15 protein-coding genes are annotated in these 15,664 nt (G+C 61.2%); 2 read left to right on the top strand and 13 right to left on the bottom strand.

Annotation, left to right across the window (positions count from 1 at the left end; genetic code table 11):
• Positions 1–15 precede the first annotated feature (15 nt).
• Both BCY88_RS32335 and BCY88_RS32330 read right to left on the bottom strand, forming a co-directional pair.
• Positions 16–348, bottom strand: a complete 333-nt coding sequence (locus BCY88_RS32335) for an RnfH family protein (protein WP_120348179.1) — start codon at positions 346–348, stop codon at positions 16–18.
• Positions 345–782 (bottom strand): type II toxin-antitoxin system RatA family toxin, encoded by a 438-nt coding sequence (locus BCY88_RS32330; RefSeq protein ID WP_028199353.1) that lies wholly within the window; start codon positions 780–782, stop codon positions 345–347. The genes BCY88_RS32335 and BCY88_RS32330 overlap by 4 nt, the downstream gene beginning before the upstream one ends.
• 100 nt (positions 783–882) lie before the next feature.
• Between BCY88_RS32330 and smpB the strand changes: the two genes are divergently transcribed.
• Positions 883–1,329, top strand: a complete 447-nt coding sequence (gene smpB, locus BCY88_RS32325; RefSeq protein ID WP_042323149.1) for an SsrA-binding protein SmpB — start codon at positions 883–885, stop codon at positions 1,327–1,329.
• A gap of 67 nt (positions 1,330–1,396) precedes the next feature.
• Here the strand turns inward: smpB and BCY88_RS32320 are convergent, their stop codons facing one another.
• The 3 genes from BCY88_RS32320 to ppsA form a co-directional block, all read right to left on the bottom strand.
• On the bottom strand, positions 1,397–2,329 hold the full coding sequence (locus BCY88_RS32320) for an SPFH domain-containing protein (protein WP_120348178.1): 933 nt from the start codon (positions 2,327–2,329) through the stop codon (positions 1,397–1,399).
• 80 nt (positions 2,330–2,409) lie between these two features.
• Positions 2,410–2,865, bottom strand: a complete 456-nt coding sequence (locus tag BCY88_RS32315) for an NfeD family protein (RefSeq protein ID WP_120348177.1) — start codon at positions 2,863–2,865, stop codon at positions 2,410–2,412.
• A gap of 180 nt (positions 2,866–3,045) precedes the next feature.
• Complete coding sequence (gene ppsA, locus BCY88_RS32310) at positions 3,046–5,451, bottom strand: phosphoenolpyruvate synthase (RefSeq protein ID WP_120348176.1); 2,406 nt, start codon at positions 5,449–5,451, stop codon at positions 3,046–3,048.
• A 541-nt stretch (positions 5,452–5,992) separates the two neighbouring features.
• Here ppsA and ppsR point away from each other — a divergent pair.
• Complete coding sequence (gene ppsR, locus BCY88_RS32305) at positions 5,993–6,808, top strand: posphoenolpyruvate synthetase regulatory kinase/phosphorylase PpsR (RefSeq protein ID WP_120348175.1); 816 nt, start codon at positions 5,993–5,995, stop codon at positions 6,806–6,808.
• Positions 6,809–6,898: 90 nt separating this feature from the next.
• Here the strand turns inward: ppsR and BCY88_RS32300 are convergent, their stop codons facing one another.
• The 8 genes from BCY88_RS32300 to bamA all read right to left on the bottom strand — a co-directional run bounded on the left by BCY88_RS32300 (position 6,899) and on the right by bamA (position 15,608).
• Positions 6,899–7,681: a TrmH family RNA methyltransferase gene (locus tag BCY88_RS32300; protein ID WP_120348174.1), complete on the bottom strand. Its 783-nt coding sequence runs from the start codon at positions 7,679–7,681 to the stop codon at positions 6,899–6,901.
• A 61-nt stretch (positions 7,682–7,742) separates the two neighbouring features.
• Complete coding sequence (gene rnhB, locus BCY88_RS32295) at positions 7,743–8,489, bottom strand: ribonuclease HII (protein ID WP_120348173.1); 747 nt, start codon at positions 8,487–8,489, stop codon at positions 7,743–7,745.
• Positions 8,486–9,655, bottom strand: coding sequence for a lipid-A-disaccharide synthase (gene lpxB, locus BCY88_RS32290; protein ID WP_120348172.1), 1,170 nt, complete (start codon positions 9,653–9,655; stop codon positions 8,486–8,488). The genes rnhB and lpxB overlap by 4 nt, the downstream gene beginning before the upstream one ends.
• A 3-nt stretch (positions 9,656–9,658) precedes the next feature.
• Positions 9,659–10,447: an acyl-ACP--UDP-N-acetylglucosamine O-acyltransferase gene (lpxA, locus tag BCY88_RS32285; RefSeq protein ID WP_120348171.1), complete on the bottom strand. Its 789-nt coding sequence runs from the start codon at positions 10,445–10,447 to the stop codon at positions 9,659–9,661.
• A 91-nt stretch (positions 10,448–10,538) separates the two neighbouring features.
• Complete coding sequence (gene fabZ / locus BCY88_RS32280) at positions 10,539–11,003, bottom strand: 3-hydroxyacyl-ACP dehydratase FabZ (protein WP_006048683.1); 465 nt, start codon at positions 11,001–11,003, stop codon at positions 10,539–10,541.
• Between the two features lie 237 nt (positions 11,004–11,240).
• Positions 11,241–12,359: a UDP-3-O-(3-hydroxymyristoyl)glucosamine N-acyltransferase gene (gene lpxD / locus BCY88_RS32275; RefSeq protein WP_120348170.1), complete on the bottom strand. Its 1,119-nt coding sequence runs from the start codon at positions 12,357–12,359 to the stop codon at positions 11,241–11,243.
• A 353-nt stretch (positions 12,360–12,712) separates the two neighbouring features.
• A complete protein-coding gene (locus BCY88_RS32270) occupies positions 12,713–13,249 on the bottom strand; it encodes an OmpH/Skp family outer membrane protein (protein ID WP_183081502.1) in 537 nt (178 codons plus the stop codon).
• Positions 13,250–13,304: 55 nt separating this feature from the next.
• On the bottom strand, positions 13,305–15,608 hold the full coding sequence (gene bamA, locus BCY88_RS32265) for an outer membrane protein assembly factor BamA (protein ID WP_120348168.1): 2,304 nt from the start codon (positions 15,606–15,608) through the stop codon (positions 13,305–13,307).
• Positions 15,609–15,664: the final 56 nt, after the last annotated feature.

The following is a 15,664-nucleotide window of genomic DNA, read 5'->3' as shown; positions in this document are numbered from 1 at the left end:
AGCGCACCAACCGCACTACCGCGAATCCTTGTTCTGCCAGCGGCGCCCTTCGATCGAACCCGCCTTGCGGGTCTTCTCGACGCGCCGTTGCCGCGAGAGCTTCGGATCCACCAGCAGGGGCCGGTAAATCTCGACGCGATCATGGTCGGCGAGCACCGTATCCAATGGCCGGGGCTTGCCGAACACGCCGACTTTCTGCGTGCCCAGATCGATCTGGGGATAACGCTGCAAGATGCCGCTGGCGTCGAGCGCCTGCTGCAACGTGGCGCCTTGCGGCAGGTCCACGGCGATCACGGTCTGCTCATTGGCAAGCGCGTAACAGACTTCAATCGACAAGCGCGCGCTCATGCCTTACCGTAGCGCTGATCGGCGCGCTTCACGAACGATTCGACGAAGGTGTTGGCGATGTGGCTAAACACCGGTCCAATGATCTTCTCGAGAATGATGTTGGTGAATTCGTAGTGCAATGCGAATTCGATCTTGCAGGCATCCGCGCGCAAGGGCGTGAAACGCCAGAAGCCGGTAAATTTGCGAAACGGGCCGTCAGCGAACTCCATATCGATGCGCGTGGGCCGCTCCATGCTGTTACGCGTGGCGAAATGCTGCTTGATGCCCTTGAAGTTGATATCGATCTTCGCCTCCATGCCGGTTTCGTCCTGGCGGCGGATTTCGACACCCCCGCACCAGGGCAGGAAGTTGGGGTAATCGGCGACGTCGGTAACGAGGTCGAACATCTGTTCCGCCGAATGGCGGATCAACACGGTTTTCTGGACATCTGCCATAGATTGAACAGCGCGTGGCAAGGGTGGACAAGCGCCGCGGGCTTTCCTTGCCCCGCTTTGCTAAAATCGTGATTTTAAACGAGTTGGGCACTTTCCATTCATGAGCATCATTGACAACAGAAAAGCCTTCTACGACTACTCGGTCGAAGAACGCTACGAAGCAGGGCTCGTGCTCGAGGGATGGGAGGTCAAAGCCCTGCGCGCCGGGCGTGGCCAGATCAAGGAAGGCTACGTGGTCATCAAGAATAACGAACTGTTCCTGATCGGCACGCACATCAGCCCGCTGCCCGAAGCTTCGACCCACATCAATCCGGACCCGGTGCGCACGCGCAAGCTGCTGCTGCACAGCGAGGAAATCAGCAAACTGATCGGCAAAGTCGAGCAGCGCGGCTATACGCTCGTTCCGCTGAACTTCCACTACAAGGGCGGCCGGGTCAAATGCGAGATCGGGCTCGCCAAGGGCAAGAAGCAGCACGACAAGCGCGAGACTGAAAAGAAGCGCGACTGGGAGCGCGAGAAGGCGCGCCTGATGCGTTCGCCGTCGTGATCGTGCAATTCAACGAAAAATGGCCCGCCTGGTGTGCGGGCCATTTTTTTGACAGAAACAACCGGAATCAGCGGACCTCGGTCGCGCCCTTGCCCTTGTTCACGATCGTCAGCGCCGACGCGATCATCGAACTCATATCCGCGAGGTTGCCCGGCACGATCAGCGTGGTGCCCTGCTTCGCCAGGTTACCGAACGCATTCACGTACTGCTCGGCCACCTTCAGGTTCACGGCTTCCATCCCGCCGTTCGACTGGATGGCCGCTGCGATCTTCTGAATCGCCTGCGAGTTGGCCTCAGCCACCGCCAGAATCGCCGAAGCCTGCCCCTGCGCCTGATTGATCGCCGCCTGCCGTTCGCCCTCGGACTTCTGGATGGCCGCCTCGCGGCCGCCGGATGCGATATTGATCTGCTCCTGCTTACGCCCTTCGGATGCCGCGATCAGCGCGCGTTTCTCACGCTCGGCGGTAATCTGCGCCTGCATCGCGTGAAGAATTTCCTTGGGCGGCGTCAGGTCCTTGATCTCGTAGCGCAGCACCTTGACGCCCCAGTTCGACGCGGCTTCATCGAGCGACGACACGATGCTGTGATTGATGAAGTCGCGCTCTTCGAAAGTCTTGTCGAGCTCGAGTTTGCCGATCACCGAACGCAGCGTGGTCTGCGACAACTGCGTAATCGCGAACACGAAGTTGCTCGAACCATACGATGCCTTCATCGGGTCGGTGACCTGGAAATACAGCACGCCATCCACCTGCAATTGCGTGTTGTCGCGCGTGATACACACCTGGCTCGGCACTTCGAGCGGGATTTCCTTGAGGATGTGCTTGTAGGCGATCCGGTCGACGAACGGAAACGCGAAGCTCAGGCCCGGCGTCAGCGTGCGGTGATAGCGGCCAAGCCGCTCCAGCACCCACGCATGCTGCTGAGGCACGATCTTGAGTGTCTGTGCCGCGAGCACGATCACGATAAGTAGAAGCACCGCCGCGACGATGGTTGAATCCATGACTGACCTCCGGTCCGTAGTTCGAATAGTTGTGCCTGGTTCCGTGCACGCGCTGACATGAGCGCGGGTGTACGCTCAGCTCAGTTCACGGCCGCCCCGGTTTTCGCCTGCCGGCTGGCCACGACGACAAGGCAACTGCCGCGCATCTCCACGATTTCATAGAGCTGCGCATCTTCGGGCTCGCCCGCGGCCAGTTCGACGTCCCAGGCAGCGCCGCGATAATTGGCGCGCGCCCGGTGCTCATGCCACGCCGGCACGCTCAACGTTTGGCCGATATCCAGATTGACGTCCGGGTTTTTCGACGCCTCCTTGCGCGTTCTACGGCCAAAGCGCGATCGCCTCAGCAACAGGACGGCCGCCAGCGCCGCAACGGCCGCAATCGCAAACTGCAAGTCGGCGGCAGCGCCCGCGATATGGGCAATGGCTGCCGCCACGCAACCCAATGCGATCATCAGCAAATAGAACGTGCCGCTGATCAACTCAAGCACGACCAGCACACCCGCCCCGATCCACCAGAACAATCCACCTGGCGCCATGTTGATCTCCACAAAGCAAAACACCCCGGATCTACCGGGGTGTTTATAGCACGAAGCGAGTGCTTTTTATCGGATAGAGCGGCGCGCTTTTACGTACTCTTGACGCACCGCCCTAACCTTTATGCAAGCTGCTTATCGGGCGCCGGCCCGGTGCTCATTCGTTTCGCCAATCAACTTCGATTACTTCGCCAGCGATTTCGCCAACTGCTGCCACGTCTCGATGATCGAATCCGGGTTCAGCGAGATCGATGCGATGCCTTCGTCAGTCAGCCATTGCGCGAAGTCCGGATGATCCGAAGGACCCTGACCGCAAATACCGACATACTTGTTCAGACGCAAGCAGGTTTCAATCGCGCGCTTGAGCATGAACTTCACCGCCGGGTCGCGTTCGTCGAAATCGACTGCCAGCAGTTCCATGCCCGAGTCGCGGTCGAGGCCCAACGTGAGCTGCGTCAGGTCGTTCGAACCGATCGAGAAGCCGTCGAAGAATTGCAGGAATTCCTCGGCGAGAATCGCGTTCGACGGCACTTCGCACATCATGATCAGGCGCAAGCCTTTCTCACCGCGCTTCAGGCCGAACTTCTCCAGCAAGCCGACCACGCGCTCCGCCTGCTTCAGCGTACGCACGAACGGCACCATGATCTCGACGTTGTCGAGGCCCATCTCTTCACGCACTTTCTTCAGCGCGATGCATTCCATCTGGAACGCTTCGGCGAAGTCGTCAGCGATGTAACGCGAAGCGCCACGGAAGCCCAGCATCGGGTTTTCTTCGTCCGGCTCGTAACGCGAACCGCCGATCAGCTTCTTGTACTCATTCGACTTGAAGTCCGACAGACGCACGATCACGGGCTTCGGATAGAAGGCCGCAGCGATCGTGGCGATACCTTCGGTCAGCTTGTCGACGTAGAACGCGCGCGGCGATGCATGGCCACGTGCCACGCTTTCCACGGCTTTCTTCAGGTCCTGATCGATGTTCGGATACTCGAGAATCGCCTTCGGGTGAACGCCGATGTTGTTGTTGATGATGAATTCCAGCCGCGCCAGACCCACGCCTGCGTTCGGCAGTTGCGAGAAGTCGAATGCGAGTTGCGGGTTGCCGACGTTCATCATGATCTTCACCGGAATCGGCGGCAGTTCGCCGCGCTGCACTTCGGTGATTTCGGTTTCGAGCAGGCCGTCGTAAATCTTGCCTTCGTCGCCCTCGGCGCACGACACGGTCACGAGCGAGCCTTCCTTCAGCACGTCGGTGGCGTCGCCGCAGCCCACCACGGCCGGCACGCCCAGCTCACGCGCGATAATCGCCGCGTGGCAGGTTCGCCCGCCCCGGTTCGTGACAATGGCGGCAGCGCGCTTCATCACCGGTTCCCAGTTCGGGTCGGTCATGTCGGCCACCAGCACGTCGCCCGGCTGCACACGGTCCATTTCCGACGGATCGTGGATCACGCGCACCGGACCCGCGCCGATCTTCTGGCCGATTGCACGGCCGGTTGCCAGCACGTTCGATTGGCCCTTCAGCTTGAAGCGTTGCTCCGCCTTGCCCGCGGCCTGGCTCTTCACCGTTTCCGGACGTGCCTGCAGAATGAAGATCTTGCCGTCGCGGCCGTCCTTGCCCCACTCGATGTCCATCGGACGCTCGTAGTGCTTTTCGATAATGACGGCGTATTTCGCGAGTTCGATCACGTCTTCGTCGGTGATCGAGAAACGGTTGCGCTGCTCGTGCGCGACGTCGACGGTTTTCACGCGGCCTTGCTCGCCGGCCTTGGTGAATTCCATCTTGATCAGCTTCGAGCCGATCGAGCGGCGAATGATCGGGTACTTGCCTTGTGCAAGCGTGGTCTTGAAGACGTAGAACTCGTCCGGATTCACGGCGCCTTGCACGACCGTTTCACCCAGGCCGTAGCTCGACGTGATGAAAACAGCGTCCTTGAAGCCGGATTCCGTGTCCAGCGTGAACATCACGCCTGCCGCGCCGACGTCCGAGCGCACCATGCGCTGCACGCCCGCCGACAACGCGACTTCAGCGTGAGTGAAGCCCTTGTGGACGCGATAGGAGATGGCACGGTCGTTATACAGCGACGCGAACACGTGCTTCATGCGATCGAGCACCTCGTCGATACCGACCACGTTGAGATAGCTTTCCTGCTGACCCGCGAACGATGCGTCCGGCAAGTCTTCAGCCGTTGCCGACGAACGCACGGCAAACGACAACTCTTCAGGCGAGCTGTTTTGCAGGGTGTCGAAGCCCGCACGGATATCCGCTTCGAGACGCGGTTGCATCGGCGCGTCAACGATCCATTGACGGATCTCCTTGCCCGCTTCGGCGAGCGCCTTCACGTCGTCGACGTCGAGCGTTTCAAGACGTTTGGCAATGCGTTCGGTCAGATTGTTGTGATGCAGGAAGTCGCGGAAAGCCAGTGCCGTGGTGGCAAAGCCAGTCGGCACGCGAACGCCCGCGCCGGCGAGTTGACTGATCATCTCGCCCAGCGACGCGTTCTTGCCGCCGACAATCTCCACATCGGTCATCCGCAACTGCTCAAACGGAACTACATACGCCTCTTCCTTTGCGACGGTAACTGCGTTAGTCATACAAGCCCCTAAGTGTGAAAGAAATTCACGGCTGTGCAAGTGGGCTTGAACGCGAGACGCTCATTGGAAGCGTGACCTCGCGTCTTGCACAACCTGTTGGAGAAGCAATCGCTGCAAATGGCCGCGAGGACCCGTGAGCGCCAGATGCACGAAGTAGAAAGCGGATGGACGAAATTACCGATCGATCCACCCCATTCACCTCAAGTTACCAGCTGAAAGCGCGGCGTTGACCGACCGTTCGCGGTGAGTTAGACGCCAATCGCCTGCAATTGCTTATCCAACAGGTTGCCGCTATTCTACCGTGCCGACTCTCAAAATGTGACAGTCGGACGAGAATTGCGCCTCGAATCGCGCCCCGGACCGGCCAACGGGCTTTTGCGAAGCTCTCGCGAGACCCTGCCGCCTTCCGGACGCAATTACGGTGCCCACGGCGCGCTGAAATGACGCCGCTGCAATTTCCGGTTAGCCACCGTGCAGCGAAGTCGATGCAGCGATGTTTCATTCGAGCGTTTTTCCCCGCTCACGTTCCCCAGCCCCACTGATGCCGCCCACCGTATTCATCGTCTCCGACGGTACCGGGATCACTGCCGAAACCTTCGCGCATTCGATCCTCTCCCAGTTCGACCAGAAATTTCGCCTGGTTCGCGTGCCCTTCGTCGATTCGACTGAAAAAGCCTACGTCACGCTAGAAAAGATCAACGAAGCGACGCAGCAGGACGGCCGCCGTCCGATCGTCTTTACGACGCTGGTGGACAGCGCCTCGAATCAGATCGTCAAAGGCTCGAATGCACTCGTGCTGGACATGTTCCAGACCTTCGTCGAGCCGCTCGAACAGGAACTGGAGCTCAAGTCGAGCCACGCGATGGGCCGCGGCCACCAGAACGCCGATACCGAGGAATACAAGAACCGGATCGAGGCAATCAATTTCTCGCTCGCCCACGACGACGGTCAATCGAACCGCAATCTGGCCGACGCCGACGTGATTCTGGTCGGCGTATCGCGCAGCGGCAAGACGCCGACGAGCCTGTACCTGGCCATGCAGTATGGGGTGAAAGCGGCCAACTACCCGCTGATTCCGGAAGACTTCGAACGCGGCAAGCTGCCTACGCCGCTATTGGCGCATCGGCAGAAAATGTTTGGCTTGTCGATCGATCCGCAGCGGCTCTCGGAGATTCGCAACGAGCGCCGGCCAGGCAGCAAGTACGCCGCGCCGGAGAATTGCCGCTACGAAATCAATGAAGCCGAGGCCATGATGCGGCGTGAGGGTGTCAAGTGGCTATCGTCGACGCATAAGTCGATCGAAGAGATCGCGACCACGATTCTGCAGGAGATCAAGCTGGACCGGCCGGCTTATTGAGCGCGGCCGCTGAGCGGCACGCTGTTTTGCCTACGCGCGTGGTGCTGAGGTGATCGCGGAGGTCACCTCAGACCCGGAGTCAGTGCAAGCTCACGCGCTGCGCTGCTGGCGGCATTGCTCGAATACGCAGACAGCCGCCGCAGCCGCCACATTGAGCGATTCCATGCCGCCCGGCTGGGGAATCGTTACCCGCAACGAAACCGCATCGCGCCAGGTCTGCGATACACCCGCCCCTTCGTTGCCGAACACCCAGGCGAGCGGTCCGCTCAGATCACAGTCATAGATCGCCTCGGCACCATGCGAATCCGTAATGACGACGGGTACAGCGAGGCGCTCGATCAGAACCTGCGCTTCGATGTCCTCATGGATATTGAGCAGAAAGTGCGCGCCCATGCCCGAGCGCAGGACCTTTGAGGACCATGCGTAAGCGGTGCCCGGTGCGCAGAACACCTGCTGGATACCGGCGGCCGCCGCGCTGCGCAGAATCGAACCCACGTTGCCGGCGTCCTGCACACCATCGAGCACGAGGCAGGTTTCTCCGACCTGCTCCGGCAGCGGCGTGTCGAGCTTTTCGACCAGCAGCAGAATCCCGACACCATGCACCACGTTCGACAGCTGCCCGAACAAGGCGTCCGGCAGCGTGACGATGCGCTGCCCGTCAATGCGCGACACAATAGCCTGCGCTTCGTCGTGACGCAGCGCGCCCTCGGTGACGATGCACATTTCCGGCTGCCCGGCGACGTCGAGATAGGCGCTCGCCAGATGGAACCCTTCGAGCAGTGCATGGCCGCTGCGGCGCTGCTGATGCGTCGAGCCGGCCAGCGCCTTGAGGCGCTTATAGAGCGGATTGTCCCGCGAGGTGATGGCTTTCACAGGCAGCGAAGACAGTGAGAATGAGGAAAGAAGGGGCGACGTGCCGGCTCACACGGCGCGCTCAGGCGCCGCTGCGCTCGCCGAAGGCGTCGTCGGCAAGCGTCCCGGGGACGACGATTACGTCGCCTGCCGGCAGCTTCAAAGCCGTGCCGAAACGCTGATGCGCCTCACGCACGGGCGCAAACGAGCGCCGATGATGCTCGCAAGGCCCATGTTCGCGCAGCGCCGCGAGATGCTGCGGCGTGCCATAGCCGGCGTGCGCGTCAAAACCATAGACCGGATAGGTTTGATGCAATTCGAGCAGCATGCGGTCGCGCGTGACCTTGGCGAGAATCGACGCAGCCGAAATGCTCTTGACCAGTGCATCGCCGCCGATCACCGCCTCGCTGCGAATGCTCAGCGTCGGGCAGCGATTGCCGTCGATTTTCACGAGTGTCGGCATGACCGCGAGACCTTCGACCGCCCGTTTCATCGCCAGCATGGTGGCGTGCAGGATGTTCAGCGAGTCGATTTCTTCGACGCTCGCCGAGGCTATGCAGTACGCCAACGCCCGCTCGACGATCTTGTCGTACAGTTCGTCGCGTTTTTTTGCGGTGAGCACTTTCGAATCGTCGAGTCCGCGAATCATCGGTTTCGACGGATCGAAAATCACCGCCGCAGCGACCACGGGGCCGGCCAGCGGCCCGCGCCCGGCTTCGTCGACGCCGCAGACGATGTCATCCGGCGTCTCGAAGTCCAGACCGACCTGCCGCGCCGCCGCACCTGCTGCGCTCGCAGTCTTGCGGCGTGGTACGCGCGCGTTGGTCACGGCAGCGCCCTGCGCTTCGCGACGACGCTCGCCACCACTTCCGCGGCACGCTGCGCGGTGTTCTGCTTCAGCACGTGATGCATCTCCGTGAAGATTTCCGTCAGCGTGCGCCGGTTGGCCTCGTCGCGCAACTGTTTCAGCGTGGCCTCGGCGAGCGCCTGGGGCGTGGCGAAATGCTGCAGAATCTCCGGCACGACGAAACGCCCCGCCAGGATATTCGGCAAGCCGACGTACGGCAGATAGCCTTGGCGACGCATGATCTGGCCGGTTAGCCAGGGCACCTTGTACGAAATCACCATCGGCTTTTTCAGCAACGCGGCTTCTAGCGTCACCGTCCCGCTCTTGACGAGAATTGCATCGGCTGCCGTCATCGCGAGTTGCGATTGACCGTCGGTAATCGTCAGCGCGAGCCCGGGATGTGCGTCAACCAGCGGCCGCAGCATTTCACGCAGCGCGGGTGTGGCCGCCGGCATCACGAACCGCAAGCCTGGCTCCTGGTGCTGCATCATCTCCATCGCGGCGAAGAACGTCGGGCCGATCAGATCGATCTCCGAGCGCCGGCTGCCCGGCAGCACCGCGATGATCGGGCCGCTTTCAGCGAGCCCGAGCGTGCGGCGCGCGCCGAGCGTATCGGGCTCGATCGGGATCTCGTCAGCGAGCGGGTGGCCCACGTAGGATGCCGCGACACCGGCCTTTTCCAGCAGTGCCGTTTCGAACGGGAACACGCAGAGCATGTGGTCGACCGCCTTGGCGATCTTCTTGATGCGACCGCCCCGCCATGCCCAGATGGACGGGCAGACAAAATGAACAGTCGGAATACCCGCCTCGCGCAACGAATGCTCGAGGCTGAAGTTGAAATCGGGCGCGTCCACGCCGACGAACACCGACGGCGGCTCAGCGAGCAGCTGGCGCTTCAGTTCGTTGCGGATGGCGAGGATTCCGGGAATATGCCGCAGCACTTCGACATAGCCGCGCACCGTCAGCTTTTCCATCGGCCAGTGGGCGTCGAAGCCCGTGGCGATCATGCGTGGCCCGCCGATCCCATAGTACTGGGTGGCGGCAGGCAGATGGCTCGCGAGGCCATCGAGCAGCGACGCTGCCAGCAGGTCGCCGGACGGCTCCCCAGCGACCATCGCCACGCGTAGCGGACTTGGGTTGAGCGCCATCGTTTAGCGGATGATGCCGCGTTGCGACGCTTCGACAAACGCGAGCAGCGTTTGTACCGGCTCGTCGCCATCGCCACCCGCGGACGCGAGTTCGCGCAACTGCACCTTCGCCTCTTCCAGCGACAGGCCATTCTTGTACAGCAGGCGGTACGCCGCGCGCAGCGCCGAGATCGCGTCCGGCGAAAAACCGCGGCGGCGCAGACCTTCGACATTGATACCGTGCGGCTCAGCCTTGTTGCCCGCGGCAATCACGAACGGCGGGACGTCCTGCACGAGCGCCGAGGCGCCGCCCAGCATGGAATGGGCGCCGATACGCACGAACTGGTGCACGCCCGACATGCCGCCGACGATGGCGTGGTCGCCAATGATCACGTGGCCGGCCATCTGCGCATTGCTCGACAGAATGACGTTGTTGCCGACGTGGCAATCGTGCCCCACATGCACGTAGGCCATGATCCAGTTGTCGTCGCCGAGCGTCGTGACGCCCGAGTCCTGCACCGTGCCGGTGTGGATCGTGGTGAACTCACGGATGGTGTTGCGATTGCCGATCACGAGCCGGGTCGGCTCGTCCTTGTACTTCATATCCTGCGGACGACCGCCGACCGATGCGTAGTGGCCGATCCGGTTGTCTTCGCCGAGCGTGGTGTGACCTTCGATCACGCTATGCGAACCGACTGTGGTCCGTGCGCCGATCGTCACGTGTGCGCCGATGACGGCATACGGCCCGATTTCGACGGATTCGTCGAGTTGCGCGCCGGGTTCGACGATCGCAGTGGGATGAATCCTGCTCATGCGTCCTCGCTTGTGATTCTGTTGCGTTGTCCGGAAGGACGTAGCCGGAGCCTGCAGGGCTCAGAGTAAGCCGCTGACTGCCCGGACACCTTTAAGCGTCTTTGTCCGTGTGCCGCACCGCGCACATCAGATCGGCTTCCGCCGCCACGACACCGTCCACTTCGGCGCGCGCCTTGAACTTCCAGATGCCGCGCATATGACGCTCGAACGTGCAGTTCAGGATCAGCTGATCGCCCGGTTCGACCACGCGCTTGAAACGCGCATTGTCGATGCCCACGAACAGGTACAGCGTGTTCGACGGATCGCTCGGCTCTTCCGAAAACGTCAGCAAGGCCGCCGTTTGCGCGAGCGCTTCGAGGATCAGCACGCCAGGCATCACCGGACGGGTCGGAAAGTGGCCCTGGAAATACGGCTCATTGATCGACACGTTCTTCAACGCTTTGATGCTCTTATGCGGCTCGAGTTCGAGCACCCGGTCGACCAGCAGGATCGGGTAGCGATGTGGCAGCAGCGTGAGAATCTTATGAATGTCGAGATTGATTTTTTCGGTGCTCATGGTGTTTCTACTCACGCATTAACTGCGCGATGATGACTGCGAATGCTGGTGCAGGTGGGTTGGTAACGCATACTGCCGGCGCTTGCCAGGACCCGGCGGCCATGCCACCCGGTCACGGCTACCGACTTTGCTTCCTGATGCCTGCCCGCTATTTTACGCGGTGCCGGCAGCTTGCCCCGCGGATTGTCCTGCAAGGTGTCGGCCAGCGGGGTTGGCGAACGGGTTGGGTCGGATATCTCAGGTTGGGTCGCCTGTGGAATTGCTTGCCGTGTCAGCAGGCTTGCCTGCCGGCGCTGCATTTTCGAGCGCCTTGATACGGTCACGAAGTTTGTCGATGTTACGCAGCAAAGCGGCGCTCCTGTTCCAGTCCCCATGGTTCACTGCGGGGAACGCGCTGGTGTAGATGCCGGCCTTCAACAACGACTTCGAAACACCGGACTTCGCCGTGACGATCACGTAATCAGCCAGCGTTACGTGACCGGCAATTCCAACCGCGCCGCCGATCATGCAGTGGCGGCCGATCGTGGTGCTGCCCGCGATACCCGCGCAACCCGCGATCACCGTATAGGCGCCCACTTTGCAGTTGTGGCCGATCTGCACGAGATTGTCGATCTTCACGCTCTCTTCGATGATCGTGTCGGCCATCGCGCCACGGTCGATCGTCGTGTTCGCACCGATCTCGACGTCTGCCGCGATCGATACGCCGCCGACCTGCGGAATCTTCACCCAGCCGCCGGTACGCGCATCGCCTTCGCCCACGAAATCCGGTGCGAAACCAAAGCCATCGGAACCAATCACCGCGCCCGCGTGCACGATTACGCGCTCGCCGAGCTTGCAGCCGTAGTACACCGCGACGTTCGGATACAGATGCGAATCCGCGCCGATTCGCGTGCCGCGACCGATTACAACGTTGGCGTCGAGGCGCACGTTCTCGCCGATCACCGCACCCGCCTCCACCGTGACATTCGGGCCGATCACCGCGCTCGCGGCAATTTGCGCGGACGGGTCGATGGTCGCGCTGGGATGCACGCCAGGCACCGGCTTGGGCTCGGCCATGTCGATGAAGGTCTGCGCGACGCGCGCGAAGTAAGCGTACGGATTCGGCGTGACGATGAAGTTACGCGCGGCATGCGAATGATTTTCGAGGGAACCGAGCTTCGCGAGGTCGTCGGCATTGATCAACACCGCGCCCGCGCGAGTCGTCTCGACCTGCGACAAGTACTTAGGATTGGCGAGGAACGCCAGCTGGTCCGGGCCTGCCTGGTCGAGCGGCGCCAGACTGCCGACGCGCTGCGAACCATCTCCGACTACTTCACCGCCGAACCGCTGGACGATGTCCTCGAGCGTAAATGCCATGCCTATCCTGTCTCCTGTGTCGATCAGAGTTAGCGCTTTAGCGCTTACTCTGATCCCATGCAAAGCTGTCGATCAGAGTTAGCGCTTTAGCGCTTACTCTGATCCCATGCAAAGCTGTCGATCAGAGTTGGCGCTTTAGCGCCTACTCTGATCCCATGCAAAGCTGTCGATCAGAGTTGGCGCTTTAGCTGTCGACAGGAGTTCGCGCTTTAGCGCGTTACTCCGGTCCCATGCAAAGCACTTACTCTGATCCCATGCAAGCTTCCTGCTGCAAATCAGTCCAACCTGTCTGTTCTACCGCCTGCGTTGCGAACCGGCACCGCCAAACCCACAAGCAGCAACCCGACGCGCGTTCAGTTACCCGAGGCCGCAAGCGCCTTCAGCACCTGATCGGTAATGTCGATGCGCGGACTCACATACACCGCCTCCTGAACGATCAGGTCGTAGTGCTGCTGCTCGGCGATCTGCTTGATCACCTTGTTGGCCCGGTCGAGCACCGCCGCCAGTTCTTCATTGCGCCGCTGGTTCAGGTCCTCGCGAAACTCGCGCTGTTTGCGCTGGAAGTCCGTATCCAGTTGCGACAGATCACGCTGCTTTTGCGCGCGATCGGCGGTCGACATCGACGCACCGTTCTTGTCGAGCGAGTCGGACATCGTCTTCAGCTTCTGCGCCATGTCGGCCAGATCCTTGTCACGCTTGGCGAACTCCGCCTCGAGCTTGACCTGTGCAGCCTTCGCGGCAGCCGACTCACGCAGGATACGGTCCGAATTCACCGCAGCGATCCTGGCTTCCTGTGCGTGCGCTGCGCCCGCCACGCCGACACCCAGCGTCATTGCCAGCGCGAACGCACACGCCACACGTTTCGAAAACATACCGGTTAGCAAAGTCATCCTCTCGATACTGTAGTTTGGCCAGCCACTGATGGCCGAACCGCCGGCCACCAGATCAGAATGCCGTCCCGATCTGGAACTGGAACTTCTGGTACTGGTCGCCAGTGTGCTTCGTGAGCGGGAAGCCCAAGCTGAGCTTGAGCGGGCCGATCGGCGAAATCCACGCAAGACCGACACCGTAGCCGTAACGCAGGCCGTTCGCGCCGATGCTGTTACCTTCCGTACCCCAGACGTTACCGCCGTCGAGGAACGTGAAGACACGCAACGTGCGGTCATAGCCCGTGCCCGGCAGCGGGAACGTCAATTCGATGTTACCCACCAGCAGCTTCGAGCCACCGATCGGGTCGTTCGTTTTCGCGTCACGCGGGCCCAGCGAGCTCGGCTCGTAACCCCGCACCGAACCGATACCGCCGGCGTAGTAGTTCTTGAAAATCGGATATGGCTTGCCGCCAAGACCGTTACCGTAGCCGCCCTGGAAGTTGAAGCCCAGCACGAAGCCGCGCGAGAACGAATAATAGTACTGCGCGTTGATGTCGGCCTTGTAATACTGGGTGCCGCCGATTGGCGTACCGTACTCGGCGTTTGCCTGCGTGAAGTAACCGCGGCTCGGCACCAGTGCGCTGTCACGCGCGTCGCGCGACCAGCCCACCGTAATCGGCACGTTGTTCGACACGCGGCCGAACTCGTGCACGTAGTCGATGTAGCTCTGCGGCGTGTTCGCGTCGATATCCAGCTGGTTCTGCTCGAGGCCGGCGCCAAAGTACACCGTGTCGACTTCGGAGAACGGAATACCGAACTTCAGGTCACCACCGATCGTGACGATCTTGAAGCTCGAATCCGTCGAGTAGTACAGCGGCTGGTACGTACGGTAGTAGACGTCGGTAATCCGCTTGATGCCGTCGACCGTGAAGTACGGGTCGACCTGCGTGACCGTCAAGGTACGGTAGGTCTTGGCGGTATTCACGTTCACCGAGAGACTCGTACCCGAGCCGAACACGTTGTCCTGCGACACGCCCGCGGAGAGCACCACCTTGTCTGTCGACGAGAAGCCCGCACCCAGCGTAATCGCGCCGGTCGGCTTTTCAGACACCTTGACGTTCACATCGACCTGGTCCGGCGTGCCTTCGACCGGCACCGTGGTCACGTCGACGTCGGTAAAGTAGCCGAGACGGTTGATCCGGTCTTTCGACAGCGCGAGGCGGTTCGAATCGAACCACGAGCTTTCGAGCTGGCGCATTTCGCGGCGCACCACTTCGTCACGTGTGCGCGTGTTGCCGACCACGTTGATGCGGCGCACGTACACGCGGCGGCTCGGGTCCACCTGCAGCGTCAGGTCGACCTTGTGGTGTTCCTGATCGATCTGCGGCTGCGCATTGACAGTGGCGAACGCATAGCCATATTCGCCCAGCTTGTCGACAATCGCCTTGGTGGTGGCTTGCAGCTTTTCAGCCGAGAAGCGGTCACCTGGTTTGATCTTGATCAGCTTGGCGAGCTCCGGCTCGCGGTCGAGCAGGTTACCTGCCAGTTTGATGCTGTTGATCGTGTACGGCTCGCCTTCGTGCAGCGTGACCGTCAGATACATGTCCTTCTTGTCCGGCGTGATCGACACCTGGGTCGACTCGATGTTGAACTCGAGGTAGCCGCGATTCAGGTAATACGAGCGGACGTTCTCGAGGTCGCCGGTGAGCTTGTCTTTCGCGTACAGGTCGTTCTTCGTGTACCACGAGAACCAGTTCGGCGTGGACAGCTGCATTTCGTCGCGCAGCGTACCGGTGCTGAACGCCTTGTTGCCGATGAAGTTGATCTGGCGGATCTTCGCGCTCGGACCTTCAGCCACCGAGAACAACACCGACACGCGATTGCGGTCGATCGGCGTGATCGTGGTGGTGACTTCGGCGGCGTAGTAGCCGCGCGTCAGGTACTGGCGCTTCAGCTCCTGCTCGGCCTTGTCGACGAGTGCCTTGTCGTAATAGCGGCCTTGCGACAAGCCGACCGCGCGCAGCGCTTTGGTCAGGTTGTCCTTGTCGAACTCGTGAATGCCGGCGAAGTCGATCGTGCCGATAGCCGGACGCTCCAGCACCTGCACAATGACGACATTGCCTTCGGTCGCGATCTTGACGTCGTTGAAGAAGCCCGTGGCGTACAGCGCGCGAATGGCGTCAGAAGCCTTGTCGTCGCTGAAGGTGTCGCCTTGCTTGATGGGCAGGTACGCGAACACGGTACCGGGTTCGACGCGTTGCAACCCCTCGATCCGGATGTCTTGCACCACGAAGGGCGTCGTTGCGTGAGCAACCAGCCCATGCGCGGCGAACGCCGCGGCTATAACCGTCTTTGGAACAAAGCGATGAGGTTTAAACAACGTGCTTCCCCAGTGTGTATAGCTGCATCAGGTCAGACGGTCGCCATCGTGAACGC

The organism is Paraburkholderia fungorum (assembly GCF_003610895.1).
Classification (GTDB): Bacteria; Pseudomonadota; Gammaproteobacteria; order Burkholderiales; family Burkholderiaceae; genus Paraburkholderia; species Paraburkholderia fungorum_B.
This window is presented reverse-complemented; position numbering and strand designations above follow the sequence as displayed.

What these genes read in the sequence shown, in the direction of transcription:
- BCY88_RS32320 (WP_120348178.1), bottom strand. Translation starts at nt 2,329, where the DNA reads ATGGATTCAACCATCGTCGCGGCGGTGCTTCTACTTATCGTGATCGTG.
- fabZ (WP_006048683.1), bottom strand. Translation starts at nt 11,003, where the DNA reads ATGAGCACCGAAAAAATCAATCTCGACATTCATAAGATTCTCACGCTG.
- lpxB (WP_120348172.1), bottom strand. Translation starts at nt 9,655, where the DNA reads ATGGCGCTCAACCCAAGTCCGCTACGCGTGGCGATGGTCGCTGGGGAG.
- ppsA (WP_120348176.1), bottom strand. Translation starts at nt 5,451, where the DNA reads ATGACTAACGCAGTTACCGTCGCAAAGGAAGAGGCGTATGTAGTTCCG.
- lpxA (WP_120348171.1), bottom strand. Translation starts at nt 10,447, where the DNA reads ATGAGCAGGATTCATCCCACTGCGATCGTCGAACCCGGCGCGCAACTC.
- BCY88_RS32330 (WP_028199353.1), bottom strand. Translation starts at nt 782, where the DNA reads ATGGCAGATGTCCAGAAAACCGTGTTGATCCGCCATTCGGCGGAACAG.
- lpxD (WP_120348170.1), bottom strand. Translation starts at nt 12,359, where the DNA reads ATGGCATTTACGCTCGAGGACATCGTCCAGCGGTTCGGCGGTGAAGTA.
- BCY88_RS32335 (WP_120348179.1), bottom strand. Translation starts at nt 348, where the DNA reads ATGAGCGCGCGCTTGTCGATTGAAGTCTGTTACGCGCTTGCCAATGAG.
- ppsR (WP_120348175.1), top strand. Translation starts at nt 5,993, where the DNA reads ATGCCGCCCACCGTATTCATCGTCTCCGACGGTACCGGGATCACTGCC.
- BCY88_RS32270 (WP_183081502.1), bottom strand. Translation starts at nt 13,249, where the DNA reads ATGACTTTGCTAACCGGTATGTTTTCGAAACGTGTGGCGTGTGCGTTC.
- BCY88_RS32315 (WP_120348177.1), bottom strand. Translation starts at nt 2,865, where the DNA reads ATGGCGCCAGGTGGATTGTTCTGGTGGATCGGGGCGGGTGTGCTGGTC.
- smpB (WP_042323149.1), top strand. Translation starts at nt 883, where the DNA reads ATGAGCATCATTGACAACAGAAAAGCCTTCTACGACTACTCGGTCGAA.